The following is a 23,002-nucleotide window of genomic DNA, read 5'->3' on the forward strand; positions in this document are numbered from 1 at the left end:
GTTCGAACACGGCGGTTATTTTCCGATTGAGACGCAGCCATTCGATGTCCCTGTGGAGCGCGGCGAGTACGTCTTCACCATCGCAATGACTCACTCGATCAGTAATCGCTGACCTACTCCCGTGCGGACGGTTCTCACCCTGCCGTCCGCACGGGGTTCCACTTCCAAGGGTGTCTCAGGGTGAGGAATAGACTTATGGGTTTCAACGAGAAGCTGGCTGCGGCGAAGGAGAAGGGCCGGCCGTCTAGGACGGTGACGGTTTCCCTGGATGCTGAGGTTTCGGGTCGTCTGGCTGAGCTCGAGGCGAGGGTGCAGGAAGAGGCCAAGAAGCCCGATGATGGGCGTCTGGCGAAGTCCTCCCCGCTTGCAAAGCTGCTGAAGGATGTCGAGGCCGTCAAGGCTGAGTTCTCCGGGACTTTGGTGGATTTGAAGTTCACGCGGATGCTTGGTGCGGATTGGCTTGATCTGACTGGTACGAACCCGCCTCGACCTGACGTGCTTACGGATACGTTCCTGGGCTACAACTATCAGGCGGTGACTCGTGCTGGGGCGATTCAGTCTGGTGTTCTTGTCGAGGATGGCGTTGAACGCGAGCTGACTGATAGCGAGTGGGATGACCTGTTCGCGCTCCTGGCTGGCAGCGATCATGAGCAGATTGTGAACGCGGTGTACGCGCTGAATGAGGGCGAGTCGAGTCGGGCGGTGGAGCTGGGAAAAGCGCTGCGCGTCGGAACCCCCGACTCCGGGACGAAGTCGAACTAGCGATCAAGCTGGGCGTGTCTCCGCAGCGTCTTCGTGGGTGGGAGCCGTCGCAGACGGTCACCTACTCGTATGACGATGCGGGGCGCGTGGTTTCGGCGCTGGTGGAGCGCGAGTCGGAGTGGACGCCAGCACAGCTCGCGTTGGTGCTTGGCGTTGAGGCATTTCGGCGTTCTCTTGGGCCGCATGGTCAGCCGATGGATGAGGCGATGTCGCCGGACTCTGACCCGTCGAACCGTAACGGCGTCCGCATGTATCGGGCTGGTGTGCCAGTTGTGACGCCGGAGGGCAACACGATCTACGCGCCGTTGGTCGACTACGCGCAGCGCACTCAGGACGACGCCATGGAGGCGTACAAGAAGTCTGCCGGTGAGGGCGCGAACCTCAGCGGTCTTGTGTTCCCCGTCGAAGTGATCGAGCGACGGCCTCGCCTGTGAGATCCGCCTGACGCTGCTGTCGTGCGGTTTCTTCGGCTTGGTTGACGGCGCTGACACCGAATGCGATCGCTGCGCCGGAGGCGACGATCAGCACCATGCCGATGGCGAGCAGCCAGGTGATGTTGCTCATTGAGGCGACTACGACGAGCGCGATTGCGCCGAGCAGGACGACCACCCCGGCGGCGATCTGCCAGAAGGCCGGGATTCCGAAGCGTGTCCGCACGAACATGCCTCGAACTTTACATCTTCATAGCGTTTGACGGGAGACCTTCATGGCTGATCGGGTCGTATCCGTAAGCATCCGGGCTGAGGTTGCCGGGTATCTCGCTGGCATGGAGAAGGTGCGGGCGGCGACCGCGAAGACGTCGGATGAGGCGCAGAAGCTCGAGAAGCAGTCTGCGGCGTTCGAGAAGGTCGGCGCTGGTCTGCTGACGATCGGTGCGGCTGCTGCGGCTGCTATGGCGCTCGCGGTGAAGTCGTTCGCTGACTTCGACGCGCAGATGTCGCAGGTGCAGTCCCTGTCGCACGCGACGGCAGCGGAGATGGACACGCTCCGGAACGCGGCCCTGACGATGGGGCAGTCCATCGGCTTCTCCGCGACCGAGGTTGCTGACGCAGAGACCGAGCTGGTCAAGGCCGGTATCTCTGTCAAGGACATCATGGGCGGCGCGCTGAAGGGTGCGCTGGATCTTGCTGCTGCGGGGCAGATCAACGTGGCTGAGGCTACGGAGATCGCTGCGACGGCGATGACGCAGTTTGGCCTGTCCGGCAAGGACATTCCGCACGTCGCTGATCTGCTCGCTGCTGGTGCGGACAAGTCGCTCGGTGGTGTTGAAGAGCTCGGTGCGGCGCTGAAGCAGTCGGGCCTGGTTGCTGCACAGTTCGGCCTTTCCGTGGACGACACGGTTGGTGTCCTCGCTGAGTTCGCCTCGGCCGGCCTGATGGGTTCGGACGCTGGTACGTCGCTGAAGCAGATGTTCCTGCAGCTCGCTACGCCGACGAAGCAGGCGTCGGATGCGATGAAGCAGTACCACATCAGTGCGTACGACGCGAACGGTGACTTCGTTGGCCTGACGTCGCTTGCGGACCAGTTGCAGAAGGGGTTCAAGGGCGTCGACTCGGCTTCACGTGACTCCGCTCTGGGCATCATCTTCGGTTCCGACGCGATCCGTGCGGCGAACATTCTGTACAAGGATGGCGCGAAGGGCACCCGTGAGTGGGTGAACTCGGTCAACGATGCAGGGTTCGCGGCTCAGCAGGCTGCTGGCAAGACGGACAACCTGAACGGTGACGTAAAGAAGCTTGGTGCGGCGCTCGAGTCTGGGCTAATCAAGTCCGGTTCCGCGTCGAATGACATGCTGCGTGATCTGGTGCAGAACGTCACTGCTGCGGCGCGTGCGTTCTCGGAGGCACCGTCGTGGGTGCAGGGGACGGCGCTGGGGCTGACGGCTCTTGTGGGTGCGACTGCGCTTGCTGGTGGCGGGTTCCTGACGTTGGTGCCGAAGATCGCTGCTGCGAAGGCGGCGATGGTTGACCTGAACCTGACCGGTAAGGCTATGGCTGTCGGGCTGGGTAAGGGTGGCGCGATCTTCGTTGGCGTTGCTGCTCTCGCTTCGGCGTTCGCGGCGCTCGGTTCGCAGGCGCAGCTGACCGATGAGCAAGTGTCGAAGGTTAACGCTGCTCTCACGGCGAAGTCCTCCAAGGCGCTCAACCAGACGTTCTCTGGTGGCGGTGGCGCGTTCGACGCGTTCGGCAAGGACGCGAAGTCCGCGAAGGATGCGCTGGACGGTTTGACGCAGGGCACTGGTCCGGTCAACGTGGCGTTCGGCAAAATGTTCGATGGCCTCACATTCGGTCTGACGCATGTGTCTGACACGTCGAAGCGGTTCGAGGCGCAGTTCCGGCAGATCGGTACGACGCTCGCTTCGACTGCCGGTTCGGATCTCGCGTCTGCTTCTAAGGGCTTCAACAGCCTGGTGAAGCAGATGGGCGGCGGGTCGGACACTGCGAAGAGACTGCTTGACCAGCTCGGCCCGTATAAGGCGGAACTGATCGACCTGGCCGGCGCGCAGGGCAAGACGCTCTCGGAGCAGGAGCTGCTGAACCTGGCGCAGGGTAAGGGCAAGCTTGCGGCTCAGTTGGCTGCGGAGTCCACGCAGAAGCAGAAGGAACAGCTGGCCGAGCTCTCCGGTGTCGCTTCAGAAGCGAACCAGGACATTTCACAGCTCGCTGATTCGATCCGGAACTTCGGTTCGACGCAGCTTGATGTGGAGTCCACTGAGTCTGACTTCCAAGCTGCTATCGACGATGCTGCTGCGGCACTCAAGGAGAACGGCAAGAGCCTTGACCTGAACACGGAAAAGGGCCGTGCGAATGCGGCTGCTCTTCGCCAGATCGCTCAGGATGGTGTTGCTGCTACGGCGGCGATTGCTGAGAACGGTGGTACGCAGGAGGATGCTGCCGCGAAGATGCAGTCGACGCGTGATGCGTATATCAAGGCAGCCGAGCAGTTCGGTCTGACAAAGGACCAGGCTGTTGCAATGGCGGATCAGTTGAAGCTGATTCCGGACAACGTGTCTACGTTGTTTGAGCAGCAGGGCGCTGAGGGCGTTGTTGGTGCTGCAAAGAACGTGGAAGCGGCTGCGGACAAGGCGACGCAGAAGAAGATCCTGAAGGTCCAGGGCGAAGTTCAGGACGCGCAGGACAAGCTCGAATCTGTCAAGAAGAAGCTGGCAAGCGTGCCTGCTTCGAAGAAGACGAAGGTGCAGGCGGAAGTCGCTCAGGCGAACGCTGATCTTCTTTCCGTTCTGCGGACGCTTAATCAGCTGCAGTCGAAGACTCTGACTGTCACAACCGTGAACCGAAAGGTTGACGAGGCAGTCAGTGCTGGCGCTGCTCGAGGTGCTGCGGGCGCTGCATACAACCGCGCTTCTGGTGGCGCTGTCTACGGTCCTGGTACTGCAACGTCGGATTCGATTCCGGCGATGCTGTCGAACGGCGAGTACGTCATCAAGGCGTCGTCGGTTGCACGGTATGGGACGCCGTTCCTGGATCGGGTGAACGCGGGTCACTACGCAAACGGTGGTTACGTGCAGAAGTTCGCTTCTGGCGGGTCAGTGTCGAAGGCGCAGAAGGCTGCTGAGAAGGCCGCGAAGGAACGTCAGCGTCAGTTGAAGGCTGCTCGTGCTGCCCAGTACCGTGCGGCGGCTGCTCGTCGGAAGAGCTGGTCTGACGTGTACGACTTCAACACGGCGATGCGTACCGGTCAGCTGACTGGTTCCAACGCGGTGCAGCGGGCGTTTTCGTTGGCGACGGATACGCGTTTCCCGGAGCAGTTCCGGAACGCGGTTGGTCGTGTCGCGGATCAGTCCGAGAAGAAGATGTTGGCGCTCGAGAAGCAGTCGACGTCTGCTGCTGCCGCTGTGGAGAAGGCGTCGTCGAAGCTCGGTGATCTGAAGTCATCGGCTACGTCGATGGCGTCGGCGGTGCAGTCGAAGCTGTCGGACGTGTCGTACGGGAACTACCGGTCGGGTGCGTCTCTGCTGACGGGGTTGACGTCGCGCGCTGGGAAGTTGAAGCAGTTCCAGGGTCTGCTGGTGTCGTTGCAGAAGAACGGGCTCGCGCCGGCTCTGCTGAACGAGATCGCGTCGTTGGGTGTCGATGAGGGCATGCCGTTGGCGAAGTCGTTGGCGGCGATGTCGAAGGGGCAACTGTCTGCGATCAACACGCAGTATGGGGCTGTTCAGTCGACGTCTGCGGCGATTGGGTCGCAGGTGGCGGATGCGAACTTCGGGAAGCTGATTGACACGGCGGAACGTCAGTTGCGGGATGCGAAGGCGAACGCGGCTGGGATCTCGAAGGCGATCACTACGGAGTCGCGGAAGTTGCAGCGGCTGATTGGTAAGGCGCTTGGTGTGCCTGGGTACTCGGTTGGTGGGTACACGGGCGATTACGGCACCGGGCAGGTCGCTGGCCTTGTGCATGGGCGTGAGTTCGTGGTGAACGCTGCTGCGACTGCTCAGAACCGTGGGTGGCTCGAGGCGATCAACTCGGGCGGTTCGGTCCGGTACATGGACGCCACTCCGATGAGAGCGCAGACCGCTGCCCCGGCATCCCCGGTTCGCACTGGGGATCGCCATTACCACCTGACCACGCTCGACCCTGAACCGTTTGTGCAGGCCGTTGAGCGTCGTGAACGATCGGAGTACGCCTGATGCTTCTTGAAACCGATCAGGTGTCGTTCACGGTTGGTGGTATCCCGTTCGGTCAGGTTGACGAGTTCGGTGTTGATTGGTCGATTGAGCAGTTGGAGGGGTGGACTGGCTCCACTCGTTCGACGTCGGAGATCACGCAGAAGCCGCGTCAGTCTGGCGGGTGGAGGTCGACTGGGTATTCGGGTGCCCGGTCGATCTCCGCTTCGGGGAAGATCTTCGCCCCGGATGCCGCGTCGCTGTCGTCCGCGTTCGACCGTCTGAACGCAGCAATCCCGGCTGGTGTTGATCGTCAGTTCGCGGTCACTGATGCTGCGGGCACTCGTTGGGTGAACGTGCAGCAGTCGGATGATGTGCTGACGAACTGGCTGATGACGAACATCGGCACGTGGTCGATTCAGGTTGAGGCGGCGGACTGGCGGAAGTTTGGTGAGAGCCTGTCCGGTTCCACGAAGTTGCCGTCGACTACTGGCGGTTTGACGGTTCCGTTCACTGTGCCGTTCAGCATCAACGCGACGACGGTGACTGGTCAGGTGAGCCTGACGAACACGGGCAACGAGTCCGGAACCGTGGTGCTGCGGATCGACGGTCCATGCACTGGTCCGATCGTCACGCATCAGCCGTCCGGCCGGGTGTTGGCGTTTTCGAGCTCGCTGGCGTTGCAGGCGGGCGAATACCTGCTGATCGACATGGACGCCCGGACCGCACTCGCGAACGGGCAGGCGAACCGCGCCGGCTACATCACGTCGCGTGGTTGGTCGTCGTTCCGTCCTGGCGCGAACACGTGGTCGTTCACGGCTGCGCAGTACAACGCATCTTCTCAACTGACCGTCACTGCGGTCCCCGCTTGGAGGTAGAGCATGGCGATCAACGTGTGGCCTGTGAATGCTGTTTCGAACAATCCGACGTATGCGGGCCGTCAGTTGCGGCAGACGACGAATGCGCCGTTTGTGTCGGGTGCGACGTCGGCTCGTCCGTTGGGGGCGACGTCGGGTGTGCGTCCGGGTACGTCAACTGCGACTGTGACGGCGACTTCTACTACGTGGTCGTGCGCTCCGGTTGCGGGTGTTGTGGATGCTCAGGCGGCTGCTGAGGCTGGCCCGTACACGTTCTCGAACGATGGGACTGTGTCGGGGAGTTTGACGGCTGCTGATGCGTCGAACCCGCGTGTGGACATCGTGTACGTGCAGGTGAACGATCCGGCTGAGTCGGATGGTTCGTCGACTCCTGGTGCGACGATCGGGTACCTGGCGGGTACTGCTGCTGCGTCTCCGAGTGCGCCGGCAACTCCGGCTCGTTCGCTGGTTCTGGCGCGCATCAACGTGCCGAAGTCGGGCGGTGGCACGCCGACTGTGACCTGGGTTGCTCGAGCGCTGACTGCTGCTGGCGGAACGCTGCCGTTCAACGCCCTGTCAGTGCTCACTGGCATCACGGGAGGGTACGCGGGGCAGCTCGCAACGGTGGTCGGTGATTCGACTGCGACCAACAACGGCGTCTACTCGTGGACGGGCACGGCTTGGGTGCGGATCTCGCCGCTGCTGCAGCAGTTCGGTACGCAGGCGATCACGGGCAGCAACGCAAACGGTGACGTGTCCGTACCGCACTCGCTGGGTGTTGCCCCGTCGCAGTTCTTCGCGCAGTGGTACGGCACGTCGGGTGGTAGCGAGTTCACGACTCGTGTGGTCGGGACTACGGCGACGAACGTGACGCTGCGGGTCTACTACAACGGTTCGGTGTGGTCGTCGCAGTCCGGACTGACCGGCAGCGGCATTCATTGGCAGGCGGTCGTGTGACGTACTCATGGCTGGCGGTGGAGAGCCGTACCGGTCTGCTGCTGGCTGAGCTTACTGAGTTTGAATGCGGCATCGTGTCCAAGGAAGTTGGGGGCGGTTCGACCGCTTCGGGCACCTTGCCGTTGACGCATAAGACGCCGGAGAACTGGCGTCGTGCGATCCTCGAGGGCGGTTCCGCGCTGGTGCTCGTGGATGATGCGTCGGGTGTGCCGGTGTGGGGCGGCATGGTGACGCACACGATCCCGGACGAGTCGGACAAGGTGCCGGTGTCGTTGGCGACGTACGAGACGGGTTACCTGTCCCGGCGCTTCGTGGGTGATGTGGACTACTCGCAGGTCGGTGCGGTGGATATCATCATCGACCTTCTGAACCGGTTTGTGCTGACCGGCTCGAACGGCGGCATCCCCATGCGGGTCGTCGTTGAGGGGTCGTCGCGTGGTGTGGTGACGGACCAGTCGTATCAGGACACGGACGACAAGACCGTCCTGTCGGCGCTGCAAACCCTGTCCGCGTTGGACGGCGGGCCGGAGTGGACGATCGGGTGGGAAACACTCGACTCGGGCCGCACCTACACGCCAGTGTTTCGCGTGTCGGGCACCACGCTCGGCAACCGTGTCCCGGCTGGCCTGTCCGCGCCTGCCACGTTCGAGATCCCCGGCCCCGTGTCGTCGGTTTCGATGGACCGGGACTACACGGAGGGGAACGGCGCGAACGATGTCATGGCGACGTCGAACGCTTCGGGCACTGCCCGTCCGCAGTCGAACCATGTGGTGACGCCGGACCTGAACCGGCCCACGTTTGAGCTCCGGTTCACACCGGACACGAACGTGGATGACGTGGACGACCGTTTGGATTCGTTCGCTCGCGCTCGTGCTGCTGAGGCGGTTGAGGGGACACGGACGCTGGCGTTGAAGGCGGCGGTCGAGAACGCGCCACGTCTCGGCGTCGACTGGGTTGAGGGTGACGACATCGGTTACGTGGTGATTGGTGTGCGGTCGTTCCCTGGCGGCTTGTCGGGTGTTGTTCGTGCTTTGGGTTGGGTTCTGGATCTTGATGGTCTGGAGCAGGTGACTCCTGTTTTGGAAGGGCCGGGTGACTGATGGTTCGGATGCCGAATAAGGCGGAGACTCCGGCTCGGGTGCAGGAGTTGCAGCGTCAGGTGCGGGAGTTGTTCGCGTCGGCTAATCAGTCGGCTCGTTCGGCGCAGTCGACGGCGAACACTGCCCAGTCCACGGCGACTACTGCTCAGTCGACTGCTACGACGGCGCAGAGCACGGCGACGACGGCGCAGACGACCGCGCAGACTGCTCAGACGACGGCGACGACTGCGAACACGGCGGCGCAGACGGCGCAGACTGCGGCTCAGCAGGCGTCGACTGATGCGGCTGCGGCGAACACGAACGCGTCGACTGCCCAGACGGCGGCTCAGACTGCTCAGCAGCAGGCTCAGGCGGCTCAGCAGGCGGCAGCTGCGAAGACGAAGACCACGTGGTCGACGGCGGTTCCGGACAACACGCAGAACCCCGGCACCACAGACGGCGACGTCTGGTACGTGACGAACGGCACGGGCGGCAACGCAACCGCCCAGTACCGGTGGTCCGCATCGAACTCGCAGTGGACGCTCACGCCGATCGACGGGGCGGCACTCCGGAACGTAATCGCTGACACGGTGAAAGCTGGAGCGGTCGACGGGCAGACCATCACAGGCGCGACAATTCGTTCAGCCGCATCTGGCAAGCGAATCGAATTGCTGAACACGCGACTCGACGTCTATAGCGATGCCACGGCCTCCGCTGCCAGCATCGAAGGCATCATCTACAGCTCATCCGCATATGCGGGTTTGCAACTGAAAGCCAACGGGCCGAACGGTGCGGGAACGTGCAATATCTACACGCCCGTCAATACATCGCTGACCGGATCGTGGACGGGCACCGTGAAGGTTTCCGCAAGCATCCCGAGTGGCTTGGCGACCGCGGACTTCGTTGTACGGAGAGTCTTCGCTGGGCAGTCGTCGGCAACTGATGTGCCAAAGTTGCCGATCATTGAAACGGATTCCAACGGAACCACAGGCACGACTGCAGCAGGGACACGCTTTTTCGGGAATCGCTTCTCTTGGATCAATCCATATGGAGGCGATGTCGTTGACATCGTGAAGCCGGCCTACGCAGATTCCAATGGAGTTGTGCCGCTCTCGAAAGTGATTGTTACAGCGGGAGACTTCCAGTTGCTCGACGGCACATCGATCACTGCGGACTCGAAATGGTTGTCACCAACGGTTGCAACTGGCTCCGGCTACAGCGTCAATCACCCTCCGCTATCGGAAGATCGGTAACCGCGTGGAATGGACGGGGCAGCTAAACCGGAACGCGAACATGGCTTCGCAAACGAACGTCATCACCGTTCCCGCCGCATATGCACCCTCTGTCCCCTCGGGGGGCACCACGCGGATCTTCTCAGCAACAGGAACCGCCGGCACCGCGTTCCGCTTCAACTTCAACACCAACGGGCAGATCGACATTCGAGACATCGCAAACGGCACCACCACCTACGCGATCCTCGACGGCATCACCTACCTCACCGACTAACCAACGGGGGATCAGTGGACGTCTTTCAGCAAGTCGACTACGAATACGCACTCGACGCCAACGGAGTACCAGCACCAAACGGGTGGGCACCCGGAGACGCAAATGTCTACGTCGTGCCCGCCCTCACCTGCCAACTCTGCTTCTCACGCATCGCCAACGTGAAGCAGTACAAGGCGTGGCACATCGCGTGGCATGCGCAGAAAGACTCCGCAGTCGTCCGCGTCAAAACCGTCACAGGCATGACACCACTCGGCATCAACGCCGAACAGACGTACACGATTACCTGGGACACAGCAATGGCCGACACGAACTACGCCGTCGCCGCAACCGTCACCTCATCCGGTGCAGCACTCGGCGCAATCGCAGCAGTCGTCCCCGGCAGCATCACCACCACCGGCTGCAAAGTCAGCGTCCGCACACTCGGCATCGCACTCGGCTCAACCGCCGTGCTCACCGTCTACGGCATCCACGTCTGACTCGCACCACATCATCCAAGCCGTCCCATCCGGGGCGGCTTTCGTCGTTCTAGGAGGCGGCATGGCCGACCGGTACCCAATCGGGGTGTCGTCGTACCACGACGGCACCGCATCAACCCCACGCGGCAAACTGCAGACCGTCACCGACGCGTACCTCGCGCAACAGCTCCGGTCCGCAGCATTCGAATTCGACCGCGATGTCCTCCGCAGCAACGGAGAACACCTCACCCCCAACGAAGGTGTCCGCGAGCTCGACCGGCAGTGGGACCTTTACAACCTTTACCTGGCTGGCAAAGGTTCGCTCGCCGCCTACCCCGGCACGTCCACGCACGGACCGCAGATCGGCACCGCAGTCGACTTCGGCGTCACCCGCCTCGACGGCAGCAACCGTGCACTCACCGACAGCGAGTTCCAGCAGCTGTACGTGATCCTCAACCGCCGCGGCGTCATCCACACCGGAGCAACATTCCGCGTCCCCGAAGCGTGGCACTGCAACGGCATCTACGCCGCCACCCGAGCACCCATCGCAGGCGCGCCCCTCATGGGCGAAACCGCAAACAACGTCCCCGGCACCAGGCCGGCACCCAAGGAGGCAGACATGAAGGTCATCCAGGCCGGCTCATACAAGGTCGCGGTCGGCGCACGCAACACGTGGAAGATCGCGGACCTCACCGTCGCAGGGCAGAAGTTCAAGGGCACGCAGGTGGCAGAACTGCTCGAGCGTGTCGAAGCGTCCGTCCCCACCGCACGAGCCACGTTCAACGACCTCGAGTTCGATGTCATCCGCGTCGCCCTCAAGAAGATCAGCTAGGAGCACCCATGACTCAGATCATCGACCCCAGCGTCGGCACCACACTCAAGGACCAGTTCTCGCTTGCTCGCGCCAAGAAGGCGTACACGGCTGGTGTCGCCGGTGCGATCGCAGGCTTCGGTTCCATCTCCCTCGCAGGGATCTTCGCTGACGGGAAGATCGACGGCCCCGAGGTTGGCGGCATCATCGCATCCGTGGGCGGCGGCTTCGTTCTCGCGTTCTTCGGGGCATGGTTCCCGTCGCAGCCGACCGTCGTCCCCGCGCCCGGCCCCAGCGACGCACTGGTCAAGGGTGACGGCCTCGGCGGTCCGGAACACTCCGCATGACGCAGAAGCTGATCCGGAACACGGACACCGGCATCGTCTGGTCGATCAGTCCAGCGATCCTCGGATGGGTGACGGGAACGCAGACGCAGCACATGTCGACCGCCGGCTACACGGTCACCAGCGTCAACGATGCTGTGTGCCGCACCGTCCTGAAGCACAACGGCTGGGACCCCGACGTTCTCCCGCTCACGCAGGGCAGCGTCTGGACACGGTTCTACCCCGCATCCGACATCCCCCTCACCGTCCAGGGCGCGTCGGAAGACTTCATCACCAACCGGATGCTGCAGGTGCAGAACCGCGACGACCAGAACGCCAACGCACTCAACCTGCAAGTGCTGAACGCGAAGAACGAAATCCTCGCAGCCATCGGCTGACCACGCGGAGGGGGCAGCCGTGCCGGACCAGGAACTATCCATCCCCGAACTGATGCGGACACTGAACCGCATCGAACGGGCAAACCAAGACGCGTTCGCACGCATCGAGTCCTCCAACAAGGAAGCGTTCGCACGCATCGAATCACGCCTGGACAAAGCACTCACCCTCGAGGTGTTCACGCTGTACCAGGAAGGTCAACGCCGTGAGATGACGGAGATCCACACGGACCTCGCGGACATGCAGGCAGCGTCCGCAACTCGCGCGGCCGAGCTCGAGGCGGGTTCGAAGGAACGCAACACGCAAGTGAACAACCGTATTGGCGTGCTCGAAACGAAACATGACCAGGACGTTGACGGGCTCCGTAAGCGTCTGGACGAGGCGGAGAAGGCGAACGCGAACCGCAAGGACGCCACCGCGAAAATGTGGATCACGTGGGGTCTGGGTATCGCCGCCGCCGTGTTCGTTCCGATCCTGCTGCGAGGTGTTGGCTTGTGAGCGAGTGGAGCAAAGCAACACGTTGGCTGTTCTGGTGTCTCGCCGCAGTGATCGCTCTCGCGATCGGCTTCGGTGTGTACGACGACCTGCACAAGACACAGATCATCGACGTGCAGCGAAAGCAGAACTACAGCCTGTCGGACGCGCTCACCCAGGCGCAGAAGCAGCTGATCGACAACGGTGTGAAGCCGAACACGAAAACGCCGGACGAGATCAAGAAGGACGACGTTCCGGCTGCTGGCATCCCTGGCGCTGCTGGCGCTGTCGGTGAGCGCGGTCCGCAGGGCCTGCCGGGCGTTCGCGGTCAAACGGGGCCACAGGGTGAGCCGGGACGTGACGGCAAGGATGGTGCTGACGGTTCACCGGGCAAGGATTCGACTGTTGCCGGCCCTACTGGCGGTTCCGGGAAGGATGGAGCCGACTCGACGGTTCCCGGCCCGCAAGGTCCGGTCGGAGCTGCAGGCCCAGCCGGTCCCGCAGGCCCTGCTGGTGCGACCGGACCTGCCGGGAAAGACGGCGTGAACGGTGCACCGGGTGCTGACGGTCGTTCGGTCACGTCCGTTGGCTGCACCGCTGACGGCCTGAGCACGTTCATCGTGTTCTACGACCAGTCTGGTGCTGAGATCGGCCGTGTCCAGTCGATGTGCACGCCAACCCCGTAAGACGTTCCGCCCGCTCACCTACATGGTGGGCGGGCGGCTTTCGTCGTCTCTGCGCTGCTTGACGGCCGTGCGCCAGATCCACGCGCTCGTCTTCGCTTGCCCGCTGCCCCACTCGACGAGTACGGCGTCGTCGGATGCTGCGAGTGCCATTGCGTCGACACGGATCAGCCGGTCAGAAGTCTGCAACCAGGCGTACACGGGTCGTGGCGGGTCGAACTCGTGCCGCACCACCCCGCGTGCTTCCTCGGACAGTGAGAACGCTTCCGGCGGCAACCAACGATCACGGCGACGGACACCCATGCGTACCAGTGTCAGCGGCTGCACTGACACTGGTGGACATGAACGGCGCGGACAGGCTGCTACTCGACTTCGAGTCCACGCATCCCCGCAACGACCGCAGCAAAGAAGCCGCGATCCGGGACACGTTCGGCTACTCATGGGTCAGATACCAGCAGCGACTCATGCAGCTCACCCGCGACCGGGATGCTGTCGCCGCGTGCCCGATGGTGTGCGCGCGAGTTGTCCGGATCAGCCGGCGAAATGGGTTGCGTCAGATGCCAGAAATCCGCAGCACAGCGCCGAGGACGTAGAGCGCACCGGACAGGCCAAATATGACCCAAACCGCCCGCCACCAGCGCGGCGAGAGACGATCCCGCCAGTCGACTGCTCGCTCATACTTGGTCATGTCCCGGCGCTTCTTGCGTGTTGCACTCACGTCGCGTCCTTCTTCCATCGCATGATCGTGTTGGTGCTCATCCCGGTGAACTCGGCCAGGGAGCGGACGGACGCACCGTGCGCGTGTGCGGTGAGGACGGCAGTACGCACCTCGTCTTGCACGGCCTGAGCACGGTTCAGCACGTCCCGGATCGCCTGCTCGTCCTCCGCTGACAGGACACGCTTCGGGTTACCCACACGAGGAACTGTAGCGGGCGCAGCAGCAGTCACAGCACGTCCGCCTTCCAGCAAAGACACATCAAGTGATCACCCTGCCGTGCAGGACATGTCCACTCATGCGGTGCGTTCTCGATGACGGCGCGCAGCTCTTCTAGGCGCAGACCGGCGTTGATGCTGACCGTAGCCATTTCTGCGCGCAGCCGGTCTACTTCGACGGCAGCAACGCGGAGAAGGTCAGCGGCTTCTGCCTCATCGTTCCAGGAGTGATGGCCTTCTAGAACGACTGCCACGTCCCGCAGCGCGTCCGTGTCCACCGGGTCAGACATCACGGTCCTCCTGTGGTGCGGTGTCGGCGGTGTGTGGACGGTGGTCGCGCTTGCTGCGACCGAGGTTTTGTAGCGTGGTCGTCCGCAGCTCAGCCGCCAGCCGCTCTGACCGGTCAAGCGCACGTCGAGCCTCAGCCACACGCACCACCATTGGCGTCGCCACCGATCCGCCCGTCAGCGCTTCCTGCACCGCTTCGAGTTGGTCGGCGGCGTCGCGGAGAGCGGCAGCGACGCGATCGGCTAGGAGTACATCCTCGTCACCCTGCTGTCGGAGCGTATCGATGCCGTGACCCTTGCCCCACTCGCCCTCAATCTGGGTGATCATGCTGCTCATAGCGTCGTGCGCTTCGGCAGCTAGCGCCCGCATCTGCTCCGGGGCGGTCATCGCCCTGTCATCTGTCTCGCTCATAGCAACAGTTTACCCCAACCGTCGCCAGTACCGCTACAGATGACTGCGCCGTTCACGAGGTCGATCCTCACCGCACTTCGTGCACACCTCGTCGCCCGCCTTCGAGCCCAGGTAGCGTTCGATCGTCCAGTGGTGGCCGCATGTCTCTTCTGTAGTCATGCGGACAAGTTACGTCGCAGCGAGCTCGATGTGCGCTCCACCCCTGCGCTACCCTCACACCGCACCCGCAGTCCATCAACCGGACGGGAATCATGCCGGTGCACAGAACGCCCCCACCGCATACGTGGGGGCGTTCGTGCTTGCCGCAGCACGACAAAGCCCCCAGGCGATCCGCCTGGGGGCTTGTCTGTTCGGTGTTTCTACTGATGGGATACTTCTCGGGATGCACCCGATCAGTACTTCCAGTGCGCTCGAAGGGACTCGAACCCCCAACCTTCTGATCCGTAGTCAGATGCTCTATCCATTGAGCTACGAGCGCGTGGCCTTGCGGCCGTGGAAGACTCTACAACAGCTGCGGCCCCGAACGCCAATCGAGGCCACCCCGAGCCCACCCTCGGCGTGTCGGCCCTCAGAGCGCGGCGAGCTCCTCGTCGAAGACCTCGGCGAGGAACACCTCGAGCGCCCGCCACGACCGACGGTCGGCACGTGCCTGGTACTGGGCGCCGTGGTCCGGTGCGTCGGTGCCGGGGACCGCGAAGGCGTGCATCGCGCCCGCGTAGGTCACGACCTGCCAGTCGACGGTCGGCGCCGCCCGCATCTCGTCCTGCCACGCGTGGACCTTCTCGTCCGGCACGACCGGGTCCGCGGCGCCGGTCAGGACGAGCAGCTTCGCCCGGACGTCGGCCGCGTCGGAGGGGTCGTGCGTGAGCAGCCCGCCGTGGAACGAGACCGCGCCGACGAGGTCGGCCCCGGTGCGCGCGAGTTCGAGCGCGGCGGATCCGCCGAAGCAGTAGCCCATCACGACGACCCGGGCCGGGTCGACGTCGGGGTCCTCGAGCAGGCGGTCGAGGCCGGCGCGGACGCGGGCCCGCATGAGCGGGAGGTCCTGGTAGAACGACCCGGCGACCTGGGCGGCGGTGTCGTCGCCCGGGCGGACGCCCTCGCCGTAGACGTCGGCGCCGAAGGCCACGTACCCGAGGCGGGCGAGCATCGTGACGCGCGCCTCGACGTGCTCGTTGACGCCGTGCCAGTCGTGGACGACGAGCACGGCCGGGCGACGACCGGCGATCGCCGCGTCCTTCGCCAGCACGCCGAGCAGCGGGGTGCCCTCGTGGTCGTAGCGGACGGGGTCGACGCGCACGTCGGCGCCGGCGGGTTCGGGAACGGTCTGCAGGACGTCGTCGATCGTGGTCACGCGTCGGAACCTACGCCGCGCGGTCCGTCAGCAGTCGATGTTGTCCCAGGAACCGGGTCCCTCGGAGCCTGCCGGGTACTCGTCGAGCGGGGCCTTCCCGCTGCGCCAGGCCTGCAGGAACGGCTCGACGACCTTCCAGCCCTGCACGGCGCTGTCCCCGCGGACGGACAGGGTGGCGTCGCCCTCGAGCACCCCGGCGAGCACCTCGCCGTAGGCACTGAGGCGTCCGGGGTTGAACGTGACGTCCAGGCTCGTGTGGTCGATCGTGTACGGGTCGCCGGCGCCGTTGACGTTGAGCTCGAGCTGCATCTCGTCGGGTGCGATCCAGATCCGGAGCCGATCGGGCAGTTCCGCACCGTGCAGGCCGACCGGCACGTGCGGCGAGTCCTTGAAGGTGATCACGATCTCGCGGCGCTGCTCGGCGAGGGCCTTGCCGGACCGCAGCGTGAAGGGCACCCCGGCCCAGCGCCAGTTCGCGATCTCGAGGGTGAGCTGCGCGAGCGTCTCGGTCCCGAGGGACGGGTCCACGCCGTCCTCGTCGGTGTACGACGGCAGCGAGCGGTCGCCGATCGTGCCCGCGGTGTACCGGGCGCGCTTGCCCGCCGCGACGACGTCGCCACCCCACGGCCGGACGGCGCGGAGCACGAGTTCCTTCTGGGTGCGCAGGTCGTCCGCGTCGATCGACGCCGGCGCCTCCATCGCGACCACGGCCATCACCTGGAGCAGGTGGCTCTGGATCATGTCGACGAGCGCGCCCGCCTTGTCGTAGTAGCGCGCACGCCCCTCGAGTCCGAGCGTCTCGTCGTAGACGATGTCGACGCGGGCGACGTGTGCGGACGACAGCAGCGGCTCGATGATGCGGTTCGCGAAGCGGAGGCCGAGCAGGTTCAGCACGGTGGACCGGCCGAGGAAGTGGTCGACCCGGTGGATGCGCTCCTCGGGGAGGAACGAGTGCAGCACGTCGTTGAGGTGCTCGGCGCTCTCGGCGTCGGTGCCGAACGGTTTCTCCAGCGCCAGGCGCGTCCCGGACGGCAGGTCCAGGTCCTTGAGCACCTCGCAGCTCTTCTCGGTGACGGCGGGCGGCAGGGCGAAGTAGATCGCGGGGTCGTACCGGCAGTCGCCGAGCAGGGTCCGGAGGTCGTCGGCGTCGGTGACGTCGGCCCTGCGGTAGGTCGAGGCGTCGATGACACCGAGGAGCCGCTCGCTGAGGCGCTCACCGCCGTCGGCAGCCCCCTCGTCCTCCTCGTTCTTCGACGCCTGCGCGTTCTCGAAGGACTCGCGGACCTGCGCCTTCCAGTCGGCGTCCGAGATGTCCTCCACGCCGGCTCCGACGAGCTGGACGTCCCAGTCGTCCTTCACCTCGAGGAGGGTGGCCAGGCCCGGCAGGAGGAGTCGCTTGGACAGGTCGCCGCTGGCACCGAGGATGAGCAGGGAGGTCTGGAGGCTCGACATGCCCCAGAACGTACTCATGCGTTCCGGCGTGTGGCCGGGAGACGTCGGTACGGTGGGGTCCAGTCCGGCGCGAGGGAGCACCATGAGCAGTGGGTACGGAGGGCGACGCCTGCGCGTCGCTGTGGTCGGCACCGGCATGATCGCCGGCGTCCACGCGCGAGCCGCCCGCGCGGCCGGGGCCGAGGTCCTCGGGGTGCTCGGTCGGAGTCCGTCCCGTTCCGAGCAGGTCGCCGCCCAGCTCGACCTCCCCCGCGGGTACGCCTCGCTCGACGAGGTGATCGCGGACGCTCCCGACGTCGTGCACGTCTGCACGCCGAACGACCAGCACCACCCGCAGGCCCTCGCGGTCATCCGCGCCGGGATCAACGTCGTGTGCGAGAAGCCGCTCGCCATCGACGCCACCGAGGCCGACGAGCTGGTCGAGGCCGCACGGCTGGCCGGCGTCGTGGCGACCGTGCCGTTCGTGTACCGGTACCACCCGATCGTCCGGGAGATCCGCGGACGCATCGCCGACGGCGACCTGGGGCGCGTGCTCGCCGTCCACGGCCACTACCTGCAGGACTGGATGCTCGACGAGGACGCCTCGTCGTGGCGGGTCGACGCGGGCTCTGGGGGCCTCTCGCGGGCGTTCGCCGACATCGGCTCGCACTGGTGCGACCTGGTCGAGTTCGTCACGGGTGAGCGCTTCGCCTCGGTCTCGGCCGCGACCGACATCGTCTACCCGACGCGTCCGGCGGCGTCCGGTCCGTCGTTCTCCGGCTCCCCCGACCCCGACCCGGTGGCCGACGCCTCGCAGCGCGCCGAGGTCACCACCGAGGACACCGCGGTCGCTACCTTCCGGACCGACACCGGCCGCATCGGCAACGTGGTCATCTCGCAGGTGGCCTCGGGACGGAAGAACCGGCTGTGGTTCGAGGTCGACGGCACCCGTGGGTCCGCCGCCTTCGACCAGGAGCAGCCGGAGTCGGCCTGGTTCGGGAACGAACGCGGCGCGCAGATCGTCGTCCGAGACCCGTCGCTCGGCGTGCCGGACCAGCGGCGCCTGGCCGTGGTGCCGTCGGGGCACCCGCAGGGCTACCTCGACGCGTTCGCCGCGTTCGTCGCCGACACCTACGACGCGGTCCGGAGCGGACCCGACCCGGACGGGTGGCCCGAGGGTCTGCCGACGTTCGCCGACGGCGCCCGGTCGGCCCACCTCGTCGACGCCGTGGTCGGCAGCGCCGCCGGCGGCACGTGGCAGGAGATCGGCTGACGGGCACGGACGCGCGTCCCCCTCGTCGCTGAGCGCGTACAGGAACCGCCGAGCACGGTGGGCGCATGAGCACGACCGTGAGCGACTTCGTCATCGACCGCATCGAGGCATGGGGGGTCTCCCGCGTCTTCGGCTACCCAGGCGACGGGATCGGCGCCTTCGACGGTGCCCTCGGCAAGGCGGACGGCGGCGAACGAGCACTCGAGTACGTCCGTCCGACGCACGAGGAGATCGCCGCCCTCATGGCGACCGCGCACGCGAAGTTCACCGGCGAGGTCGGGGTCTGCGTCGCGACGTCGAGCCCGGGCGCGTTCCACATGCTCAACGGCCTGTACGACGCACAGATGGACAACCAGCCGGTGGTCGCGATCGTCGGTCAGCAGGGACTGGCCTCGATCGGGACGTTCACGCAGCAGGAGTCGAACCTCGAGCGGGTGTTCGCCGACGTCGCGTGCTACGTCGAGACCGTGACGACGCCGGACGCCGTCGGGGTCGTCGTCGACACCGCGTTCCGGACGGCGATGCTCCGCAAGCAGCCGGCCGTGGTCGTCCTCCCGCATGACGTGCAGGCGATGGCGTACGAGGAGCCGGGCGTCGAGCACTGGGTCTCCCGCTCGAGCGACGTCCCCGCGTCGACCCGGATCACCCCACCCGCCGAGGACGTCCGGCGCTTCGCCGAGATCCTCAACGCCGGCGAGAAGATCACCTTCCTCGTCGGGGCCGGTGCCCGCGGTGCGACGGACCAGGTCCTCGCCGCGGCGGAGAAGGCCGGTGCCGGCATCATCACGGCGCTCCGCGGCAAGGACGTCGTCCCGTCGGACGTGCCCTACCACACGCAGCAGGTCGGGCTCCTCGGGTCGCGACCGAGCCTCACGCAGATCAAGGAGTGCGACACGATCGTGCTCCTCGGGACGAACTACCCCTACGGCGAGTACCTGCCGGAGTCCGGCCAGGCCCGCGGTGTGCAGGTGGACATCAAGCCCGAGCAGCTCGGCCTGCGGTACCCGACCGAGCTCAACCTCTGGGGCGACGTCGGTGCGACGCTCGAGGCAGTCCTGCCCCTCCTCGAGCAGACGTCGGACCGCAGCTGGCAGGAGCGGCTCGCCGACGAGATGCGCGAGTGGGAGGCGGAGATGGCCCGCCAGGCCGAGGTCGCCTACGACGACGGGGTGAACCCCCGACGCGTCATCCGCGCCGTGAACGACCACCTGCCCGAGGGCGTCACGGTGACCTGCGACGCCGGGACGACCGCCGACTGGTACGGGCACCACATCCGCCTGCGTCGCGGCATGCACGGCGACATGTCCGGCCGGCTCGCGACCATGCTCGCCGCGATGCCCTACGCGGTGACGGCCAAGTTCGCCTTCCCGGACAAGCCCGCCGTGTGCACCATCGGTGACGGGGCCTTCCAGATGCTCGGCATGAACGAGCTCATCACCGTGAAGAAGTACATGGCCCAGTGGCCGAACCAGCAGCTCGTCATCGTGATCATGCACAACGACGACCTCGGTCAGGTCTCGTGGGAGATGCGCACGGAGGACGGCAACCCGATGTGGCGGGGGTCGCAGGACGTCGAGACGATGGACTACGCGGGGTACGCCGAGCTCCTCGGGTTCACGGGCATCGCGGTGCACCGCGACGACGAGGTCGAGGCTGCCGTCCAGCGGGCGTTCGACAACCCGGGCGTGACCGTCATCGACGCGTACGTGAGCCGGAACGTGCCGCCGCTCCCGCCGCACATCACCGCCGAGTACGCGATGAACACCGCGAAGAGCCTGCTCAAGGGCGACCCGGTCGAGCTGGACGTCGTCAAGGACTCCGCGAAGGCGATGGCGGCGGAGGCGGTCGAACGGGTGAAGGGCGTGTTCGGCCGGGACTGACGGCACGGTGGGCATCACCGATGTGAACATCGTGTGACGCGTCCGGGGGGCAGCTGGCGTGTCGCCTGTGCGTTCTCCTAGGTTCGACGCCGATGAACACTTCCCACCACTCACGAACGCGTCGCGGGCGCTTCGTCGCGGGCGCTGCGCTCGCGACCGCCGGTGTCCTCGTCGCACTGTCCGTCCCGTCCGTCGCCGGCGCAGCCGAGGGCGACACGACGATCGACCTCTACGACGTCAACGACTTCCACGGCCGCATCGCACAGTCGATCTCGCAGACCGACGGCAAGCCGACCCCGCGCGACGGCGACGCCGCCGGTGCCGCGACCCTGGCGGGTGCGCTCGAGCAGCTCCGCGGGCCGGACCCCACGACGAGCGCGTTCGTCAGCTCCGGCGACAACATCGGCGGATCGACGTTCGAGTCCTTCATCCAGGACGACCAGCCGACGATCGACGTCCTCAACCAGATGGACCTCTCCGTCAGTGCCATCGGCAACCACGAGCTCGACAAGGGCCAGGACGACCTGCGCGACCGCGTCATCGGACCCCAGGGCGACCGGAACGCGCAGTGGGACTACGTCTCGGCGAACATCCTCGACACCGCGTCGGGCAAGCCCGCGTTCGACCCGTACGCGATCGAGGAGATCAGCGGCAAGCGCGTCGGGTTCATCGGCGCCACGGTCGACCTCGTCGGACAGGGCCTCGTGAGCCCGGCCGGCATCGAGGGCCTCGAGATGGGCGACATCACGACCGAGGTGAACAAGGTCGCAGCGGACCTCACCGACGGCGTCGAGGGCAACGGCGAGGCCGACGTCCTCGTCCTGCTCGTGCACGACGGCGCCGAGTCCGCTGCTGCGACGGACCTCGACGGCGACTCCGACTTCGCCCGTGCCGTCCGCGACGTGGACCCCCGTGTCTCGGCGATCCTCTCCGCGCACACCCACCAGACGTACGTGCACCAGGCGAAGATCGGCGCCGGTCCCGCCACCCGCCCGGTGATCCAGACCGGCTCGTACGGCTTCAACCTCGGACACGTGCAGCTCACCGTCGCGGCGGACGGCACCGTCACGTCGACCGTCGCGGAGAACATCCGGCTCGTCGACGGGACCTTCACGCCCGACGCCGACGTGCAGGCCACCGTCGACGACGCGGTGGCCGAAGCCGAGGTCCTCGGTGCGGTCGAGCTCGGCACGGTCGACCGCGACCTGGGCCGTGCGAAGCAGCGCAACGGTTCCGAGAACCGCGGCGGCGAGTCCACGCTGGGGAACTTCGTCGCCGAGGTGCAGCGCGCCGCGACGACCCGCCAGGGCTCGCAGATCGCGTTCATGAACCCCGGTGGGCTCCGCGCCGACATCGCGTCGGGCACGGTCACCTACAAGGAGGCCGCGGTCGTCCAGCCCTTCGCCAACACGCTCGTCGTCCTCGACCTGACCGGCGCGCAGATCCGGGAGGCGCTCGAACAGCAGTGGCAGCCCTCCGGGTCGAGCCGGCCGTTCCTCAAGCTCGGCGCCTCGGACGGCTTCGGGTACACCTACGACCCTGGTGCTCCGGCCGGCTCGCGCATCACCACGATGACCCTCGACGGAACGGCGATCGACGCGGACACGACCTACAAGGTCACCGTCAACTCGTTCCTCGCGGGCGGCGGCGACAACTTCGCCGCGTTCAAGCAGGCTGCGGCGAAGCAGGACAGCGGCAAGGTCGACCTCGAGGCGCAGGTCGAGTACTTCCGCGCGGACCCCACGGTGACGGTCGCCCACGACCAGCGCTCCACCGGCATCCGCACGACGGCGACCCCGGACGGCGGCTTCCAGCCCGGGGACCGGGTCACCATCGAGCTCTCCTCGCTGACGTTCAGCAACGAACCCGATCAGGGCGGCACGGTCACGGTCAGCGCCGGTGGGAAGGAACTCGACCGCGCGACGATCGACACGACGATCGTCGACACGACGGACGAGCAGGGACAGGCGACGCTGTCCTTCCTCGTCCCCGGCGCAACCACGGACCCCGCGACCGCACTGGGCCGAGCAGCCGGCACGACGACCCTCGCGGCAGCCGTGGCCCCGGCCGCCACGACCGACGAGCCCCTCGTCGTCACGCTGCCGAACGGGCAGACGATCACGCTCGCGGTGACGATCCCCGTCGCCGCGGCCGTGGACCCGACCGATCCGACCGACCCCGCTGACCCCACGGACCCGACCGACCCGGGCACGCCTGGTACCCCGGGCGCCGGCGGCGGTGACGACGGTGCGGTCGGTGTCGACACCGACGGTGACGGCGTCGTCGACGGCACGGTCCCGGCGAACGCCGGCGGAGCGCTCGCGTACACCGGTGCCGACATCGCGGCCCCGGCCGTCGCAGCCGGCCTCCTGGTCCTCGCGGGCCTCGTGGCGCTGGTGCTCGCGCGTCGGAAGCGCGCCGAGCGCGAGGCGACGGACCTGACGGACTGACGCCGCGCCTCCAGGCAGGAGAACGGGCCGTCCCACCCAGGTGGGACGGCCCGTT

25 protein-coding genes and 1 tRNA gene are annotated in these 23,002 nt (G+C 65.9%); 18 read left to right on the top strand and 8 right to left on the bottom strand.

Annotated features, from left to right (window positions below; all coding sequences use genetic code 11):
• Nucleotides 1–195: 195 nt before the first annotated feature.
• Together QE359_RS18550 and QE359_RS18555 are read left to right on the top strand one after the other, a co-directional pair.
• Entirely contained in the window at nucleotides 196–762 is a 567-nt protein-coding gene (locus tag QE359_RS18550; RefSeq protein ID WP_309780305.1) for a hypothetical protein, read from the top strand.
• A gap of 86 nt (nucleotides 763–848) precedes the next feature.
• Nucleotides 849–1,196, top strand: a complete 348-nt coding sequence (locus QE359_RS18555) for a hypothetical protein (protein ID WP_309780306.1) — start codon at nucleotides 849–851, stop codon at nucleotides 1,194–1,196.
• On the opposite strand, the gene QE359_RS18560 is transcribed toward QE359_RS18555, so the two are convergent.
• Nucleotides 1,144–1,425, bottom strand: coding sequence for a hypothetical protein (locus QE359_RS18560; protein ID WP_309780307.1), 282 nt, complete (start codon nucleotides 1,423–1,425; stop codon nucleotides 1,144–1,146). The genes QE359_RS18555 and QE359_RS18560 overlap by 53 nt on opposite strands.
• Nucleotides 1,426–1,468: 43 nt before the next feature.
• On the opposite strand from QE359_RS18560, the gene QE359_RS18565 reads away from it, so the two are divergent.
• From QE359_RS18565 to QE359_RS18620, 12 genes are all read left to right on the top strand, one after another.
• On the top strand, nucleotides 1,469–5,410 hold the full coding sequence (locus QE359_RS18565) for a phage tail tape measure protein (protein ID WP_309780308.1): 3,942 nt from the start codon (nucleotides 1,469–1,471) through the stop codon (nucleotides 5,408–5,410).
• Entirely contained in the window at nucleotides 5,410–6,264 is an 855-nt protein-coding gene (locus tag QE359_RS18570; protein ID WP_309780309.1) for a phage distal tail protein, read from the top strand. The genes QE359_RS18565 and QE359_RS18570 overlap by 1 nt, the downstream gene beginning before the upstream one ends.
• A 3-nt stretch (nucleotides 6,265–6,267) precedes the next feature.
• The gene (locus tag QE359_RS18575; protein WP_309780310.1) at nucleotides 6,268–7,200 is read left to right on the top strand and encodes a hypothetical protein; all 933 of its coding nucleotides are present in this window, start codon (nucleotides 6,268–6,270) and stop codon (nucleotides 7,198–7,200) included.
• Nucleotides 7,197–8,300, top strand: a complete 1,104-nt coding sequence (locus QE359_RS18580) for a hypothetical protein (protein ID WP_309780311.1) — start codon at nucleotides 7,197–7,199, stop codon at nucleotides 8,298–8,300. The genes QE359_RS18575 and QE359_RS18580 overlap by 4 nt, the downstream gene beginning before the upstream one ends.
• Nucleotides 8,301–8,338: 38 nt before the next feature.
• Nucleotides 8,339–9,532, top strand: coding sequence for a hypothetical protein (locus QE359_RS18585; protein ID WP_309780313.1), 1,194 nt, complete (start codon nucleotides 8,339–8,341; stop codon nucleotides 9,530–9,532).
• A gap of 40 nt (nucleotides 9,533–9,572) precedes the next feature.
• On the top strand, nucleotides 9,573–9,785 hold the full coding sequence (locus QE359_RS18590; protein WP_309780314.1) for a hypothetical protein: 213 nt from the start codon (nucleotides 9,573–9,575) through the stop codon (nucleotides 9,783–9,785).
• Between the two features lie 113 nt (nucleotides 9,786–9,898).
• Nucleotides 9,899–10,261 (top strand): hypothetical protein, encoded by a 363-nt coding sequence (locus QE359_RS18595; protein ID WP_309780316.1) that lies wholly within the window; start codon nucleotides 9,899–9,901, stop codon nucleotides 10,259–10,261.
• 61 nt (nucleotides 10,262–10,322) lie between these two features.
• A complete protein-coding gene (locus tag QE359_RS18600; protein ID WP_309780317.1) occupies nucleotides 10,323–11,072 on the top strand; it encodes a hypothetical protein in 750 nt (249 codons plus the stop codon).
• A gap of 8 nt (nucleotides 11,073–11,080) precedes the next feature.
• On the top strand, nucleotides 11,081–11,398 hold the full coding sequence (locus tag QE359_RS18605; protein ID WP_309780318.1) for a hypothetical protein: 318 nt from the start codon (nucleotides 11,081–11,083) through the stop codon (nucleotides 11,396–11,398).
• Complete coding sequence (locus QE359_RS18610) at nucleotides 11,395–11,772, top strand: hypothetical protein (RefSeq protein WP_309780319.1); 378 nt, start codon at nucleotides 11,395–11,397, stop codon at nucleotides 11,770–11,772. Before QE359_RS18605 ends, QE359_RS18610 begins: the two co-directional genes overlap by 4 nt.
• A gap of 19 nt (nucleotides 11,773–11,791) precedes the next feature.
• The gene (locus QE359_RS18615; protein WP_309780320.1) at nucleotides 11,792–12,268 is read left to right on the top strand and encodes a hypothetical protein; all 477 of its coding nucleotides are present in this window, start codon (nucleotides 11,792–11,794) and stop codon (nucleotides 12,266–12,268) included.
• Nucleotides 12,265–12,930, top strand: coding sequence for a hypothetical protein (locus QE359_RS18620; RefSeq protein ID WP_309780321.1), 666 nt, complete (start codon nucleotides 12,265–12,267; stop codon nucleotides 12,928–12,930). Before QE359_RS18615 ends, QE359_RS18620 begins: the two co-directional genes overlap by 4 nt.
• Nucleotides 12,931–12,948: 18 nt before the next feature.
• On the opposite strand, the gene QE359_RS18625 is transcribed toward QE359_RS18620, so the two are convergent.
• Nucleotides 12,949–13,230, bottom strand: coding sequence for a hypothetical protein (locus QE359_RS18625; protein ID WP_309780322.1), 282 nt, complete (start codon nucleotides 13,228–13,230; stop codon nucleotides 12,949–12,951).
• A 38-nt stretch (nucleotides 13,231–13,268) separates the two neighbouring features.
• Between QE359_RS18625 and QE359_RS19155 the strand changes: the two genes are divergently transcribed.
• Nucleotides 13,269–13,520 carry a DUF3263 domain-containing protein gene (locus QE359_RS19155; protein WP_396127745.1) on the top strand — a complete coding sequence of 84 codons (252 nt, stop codon included), beginning with the start codon at nucleotides 13,269–13,271 and terminating at the stop codon, nucleotides 13,518–13,520.
• A gap of 121 nt (nucleotides 13,521–13,641) precedes the next feature.
• Here the strand turns inward: QE359_RS19155 and QE359_RS18630 are convergent, their stop codons facing one another.
• From QE359_RS18630 to QE359_RS18655, 6 genes are all read right to left on the bottom strand, one after another.
• On the bottom strand, nucleotides 13,642–13,842 hold the full coding sequence (locus QE359_RS18630; protein WP_309780323.1) for a helix-turn-helix domain-containing protein: 201 nt from the start codon (nucleotides 13,840–13,842) through the stop codon (nucleotides 13,642–13,644).
• 29 nt (nucleotides 13,843–13,871) lie between these two features.
• Entirely contained in the window at nucleotides 13,872–14,150 is a 279-nt protein-coding gene (locus QE359_RS18635) for a hypothetical protein (protein WP_309780324.1), read from the bottom strand.
• A complete protein-coding gene (locus tag QE359_RS18640) occupies nucleotides 14,143–14,559 on the bottom strand; it encodes a hypothetical protein (protein ID WP_309780326.1) in 417 nt (138 codons plus the stop codon). Before QE359_RS18640 ends, QE359_RS18635 begins: the two co-directional genes overlap by 8 nt.
• A gap of 405 nt (nucleotides 14,560–14,964) precedes the next feature.
• A tRNA-Arg gene (locus tag QE359_RS18645) sits at nucleotides 14,965–15,037 on the bottom strand.
• 90 nt (nucleotides 15,038–15,127) lie between these two features.
• Nucleotides 15,128–15,913: a dienelactone hydrolase family protein gene (locus QE359_RS18650; RefSeq protein ID WP_309780327.1), complete on the bottom strand. Its 786-nt coding sequence runs from the start codon at nucleotides 15,911–15,913 to the stop codon at nucleotides 15,128–15,130.
• Between the two features lie 27 nt (nucleotides 15,914–15,940).
• Nucleotides 15,941–17,365 carry a glucose-6-phosphate dehydrogenase gene (locus QE359_RS18655; protein ID WP_309780328.1) on the bottom strand — a complete coding sequence of 475 codons (1,425 nt, stop codon included), beginning with the start codon at nucleotides 17,363–17,365 and terminating at the stop codon, nucleotides 15,941–15,943.
• Nucleotides 17,366–17,447: 82 nt separating this feature from the next.
• Between QE359_RS18655 and QE359_RS18660 the strand changes: the two genes are divergently transcribed.
• The 3 genes from QE359_RS18660 to QE359_RS18670 all read left to right on the top strand — a co-directional run bounded on the left by QE359_RS18660 (nucleotide 17,448) and on the right by QE359_RS18670 (nucleotide 22,947).
• On the top strand, nucleotides 17,448–18,617 hold the full coding sequence (locus QE359_RS18660; protein WP_309780329.1) for a Gfo/Idh/MocA family oxidoreductase: 1,170 nt from the start codon (nucleotides 17,448–17,450) through the stop codon (nucleotides 18,615–18,617).
• A gap of 65 nt (nucleotides 18,618–18,682) precedes the next feature.
• Nucleotides 18,683–20,497 carry a thiamine pyrophosphate-requiring protein gene (locus tag QE359_RS18665; protein ID WP_309780330.1) on the top strand — a complete coding sequence of 605 codons (1,815 nt, stop codon included), beginning with the start codon at nucleotides 18,683–18,685 and terminating at the stop codon, nucleotides 20,495–20,497.
• A 92-nt stretch (nucleotides 20,498–20,589) separates the two neighbouring features.
• Nucleotides 20,590–22,947 carry a bifunctional UDP-sugar hydrolase/5'-nucleotidase gene (locus QE359_RS18670; protein WP_309780331.1) on the top strand — a complete coding sequence of 786 codons (2,358 nt, stop codon included), beginning with the start codon at nucleotides 20,590–20,592 and terminating at the stop codon, nucleotides 22,945–22,947.
• The last annotated feature ends 55 nt before the right edge of the window (nucleotides 22,948–23,002 follow it).

It is taken from the genome of Curtobacterium sp. SORGH_AS_0776 (assembly GCF_031453355.1).
Taxonomy (GTDB): domain Bacteria; phylum Actinomycetota; class Actinomycetes; order Actinomycetales; family Microbacteriaceae; genus Curtobacterium.

Coding starts and splice junctions, on each gene's coding strand:
- QE359_RS18610 (WP_309780319.1), top strand. CDS start 11,395: ATGACGCAGAAGCTGATCCGGAACACGGACACCGGCATCGTCTGGTCG.
- QE359_RS19155 (WP_396127745.1), top strand. CDS start 13,269: ATGAACGGCGCGGACAGGCTGCTACTCGACTTCGAGTCCACGCATCCC.
- QE359_RS18660 (WP_309780329.1), top strand. CDS start 17,448: ATGAGCAGTGGGTACGGAGGGCGACGCCTGCGCGTCGCTGTGGTCGGC.
- QE359_RS18600 (WP_309780317.1), top strand. CDS start 10,323: ATGGCCGACCGGTACCCAATCGGGGTGTCGTCGTACCACGACGGCACC.
- QE359_RS18665 (WP_309780330.1), top strand. CDS start 18,683: ATGAGCACGACCGTGAGCGACTTCGTCATCGACCGCATCGAGGCATGG.
- QE359_RS18570 (WP_309780309.1), top strand. CDS start 5,410: ATGCTTCTTGAAACCGATCAGGTGTCGTTCACGGTTGGTGGTATCCCG.
- QE359_RS18550 (WP_309780305.1), top strand. CDS start 196: ATGGGTTTCAACGAGAAGCTGGCTGCGGCGAAGGAGAAGGGCCGGCCG.
- QE359_RS18670 (WP_309780331.1), top strand. CDS start 20,590: ATGAACACTTCCCACCACTCACGAACGCGTCGCGGGCGCTTCGTCGCG.
- QE359_RS18565 (WP_309780308.1), top strand. CDS start 1,469: ATGGCTGATCGGGTCGTATCCGTAAGCATCCGGGCTGAGGTTGCCGGG.
- QE359_RS18640 (WP_309780326.1), bottom strand. CDS start 14,559: ATGAGCGAGACAGATGACAGGGCGATGACCGCCCCGGAGCAGATGCGG.
- QE359_RS18560 (WP_309780307.1), bottom strand. CDS start 1,425: ATGTTCGTGCGGACACGCTTCGGAATCCCGGCCTTCTGGCAGATCGCC.
- QE359_RS18575 (WP_309780310.1), top strand. CDS start 6,268: ATGGCGATCAACGTGTGGCCTGTGAATGCTGTTTCGAACAATCCGACG.
- QE359_RS18605 (WP_309780318.1), top strand. CDS start 11,081: ATGACTCAGATCATCGACCCCAGCGTCGGCACCACACTCAAGGACCAG.
- QE359_RS18625 (WP_309780322.1), bottom strand. CDS start 13,230: ATGGGTGTCCGTCGCCGTGATCGTTGGTTGCCGCCGGAAGCGTTCTCA.
- QE359_RS18635 (WP_309780324.1), bottom strand. CDS start 14,150: ATGTCTGACCCGGTGGACACGGACGCGCTGCGGGACGTGGCAGTCGTT.
- QE359_RS18590 (WP_309780314.1), top strand. CDS start 9,573: ATGGCTTCGCAAACGAACGTCATCACCGTTCCCGCCGCATATGCACCC.
- QE359_RS18655 (WP_309780328.1), bottom strand. CDS start 17,365: ATGTCGAGCCTCCAGACCTCCCTGCTCATCCTCGGTGCCAGCGGCGAC.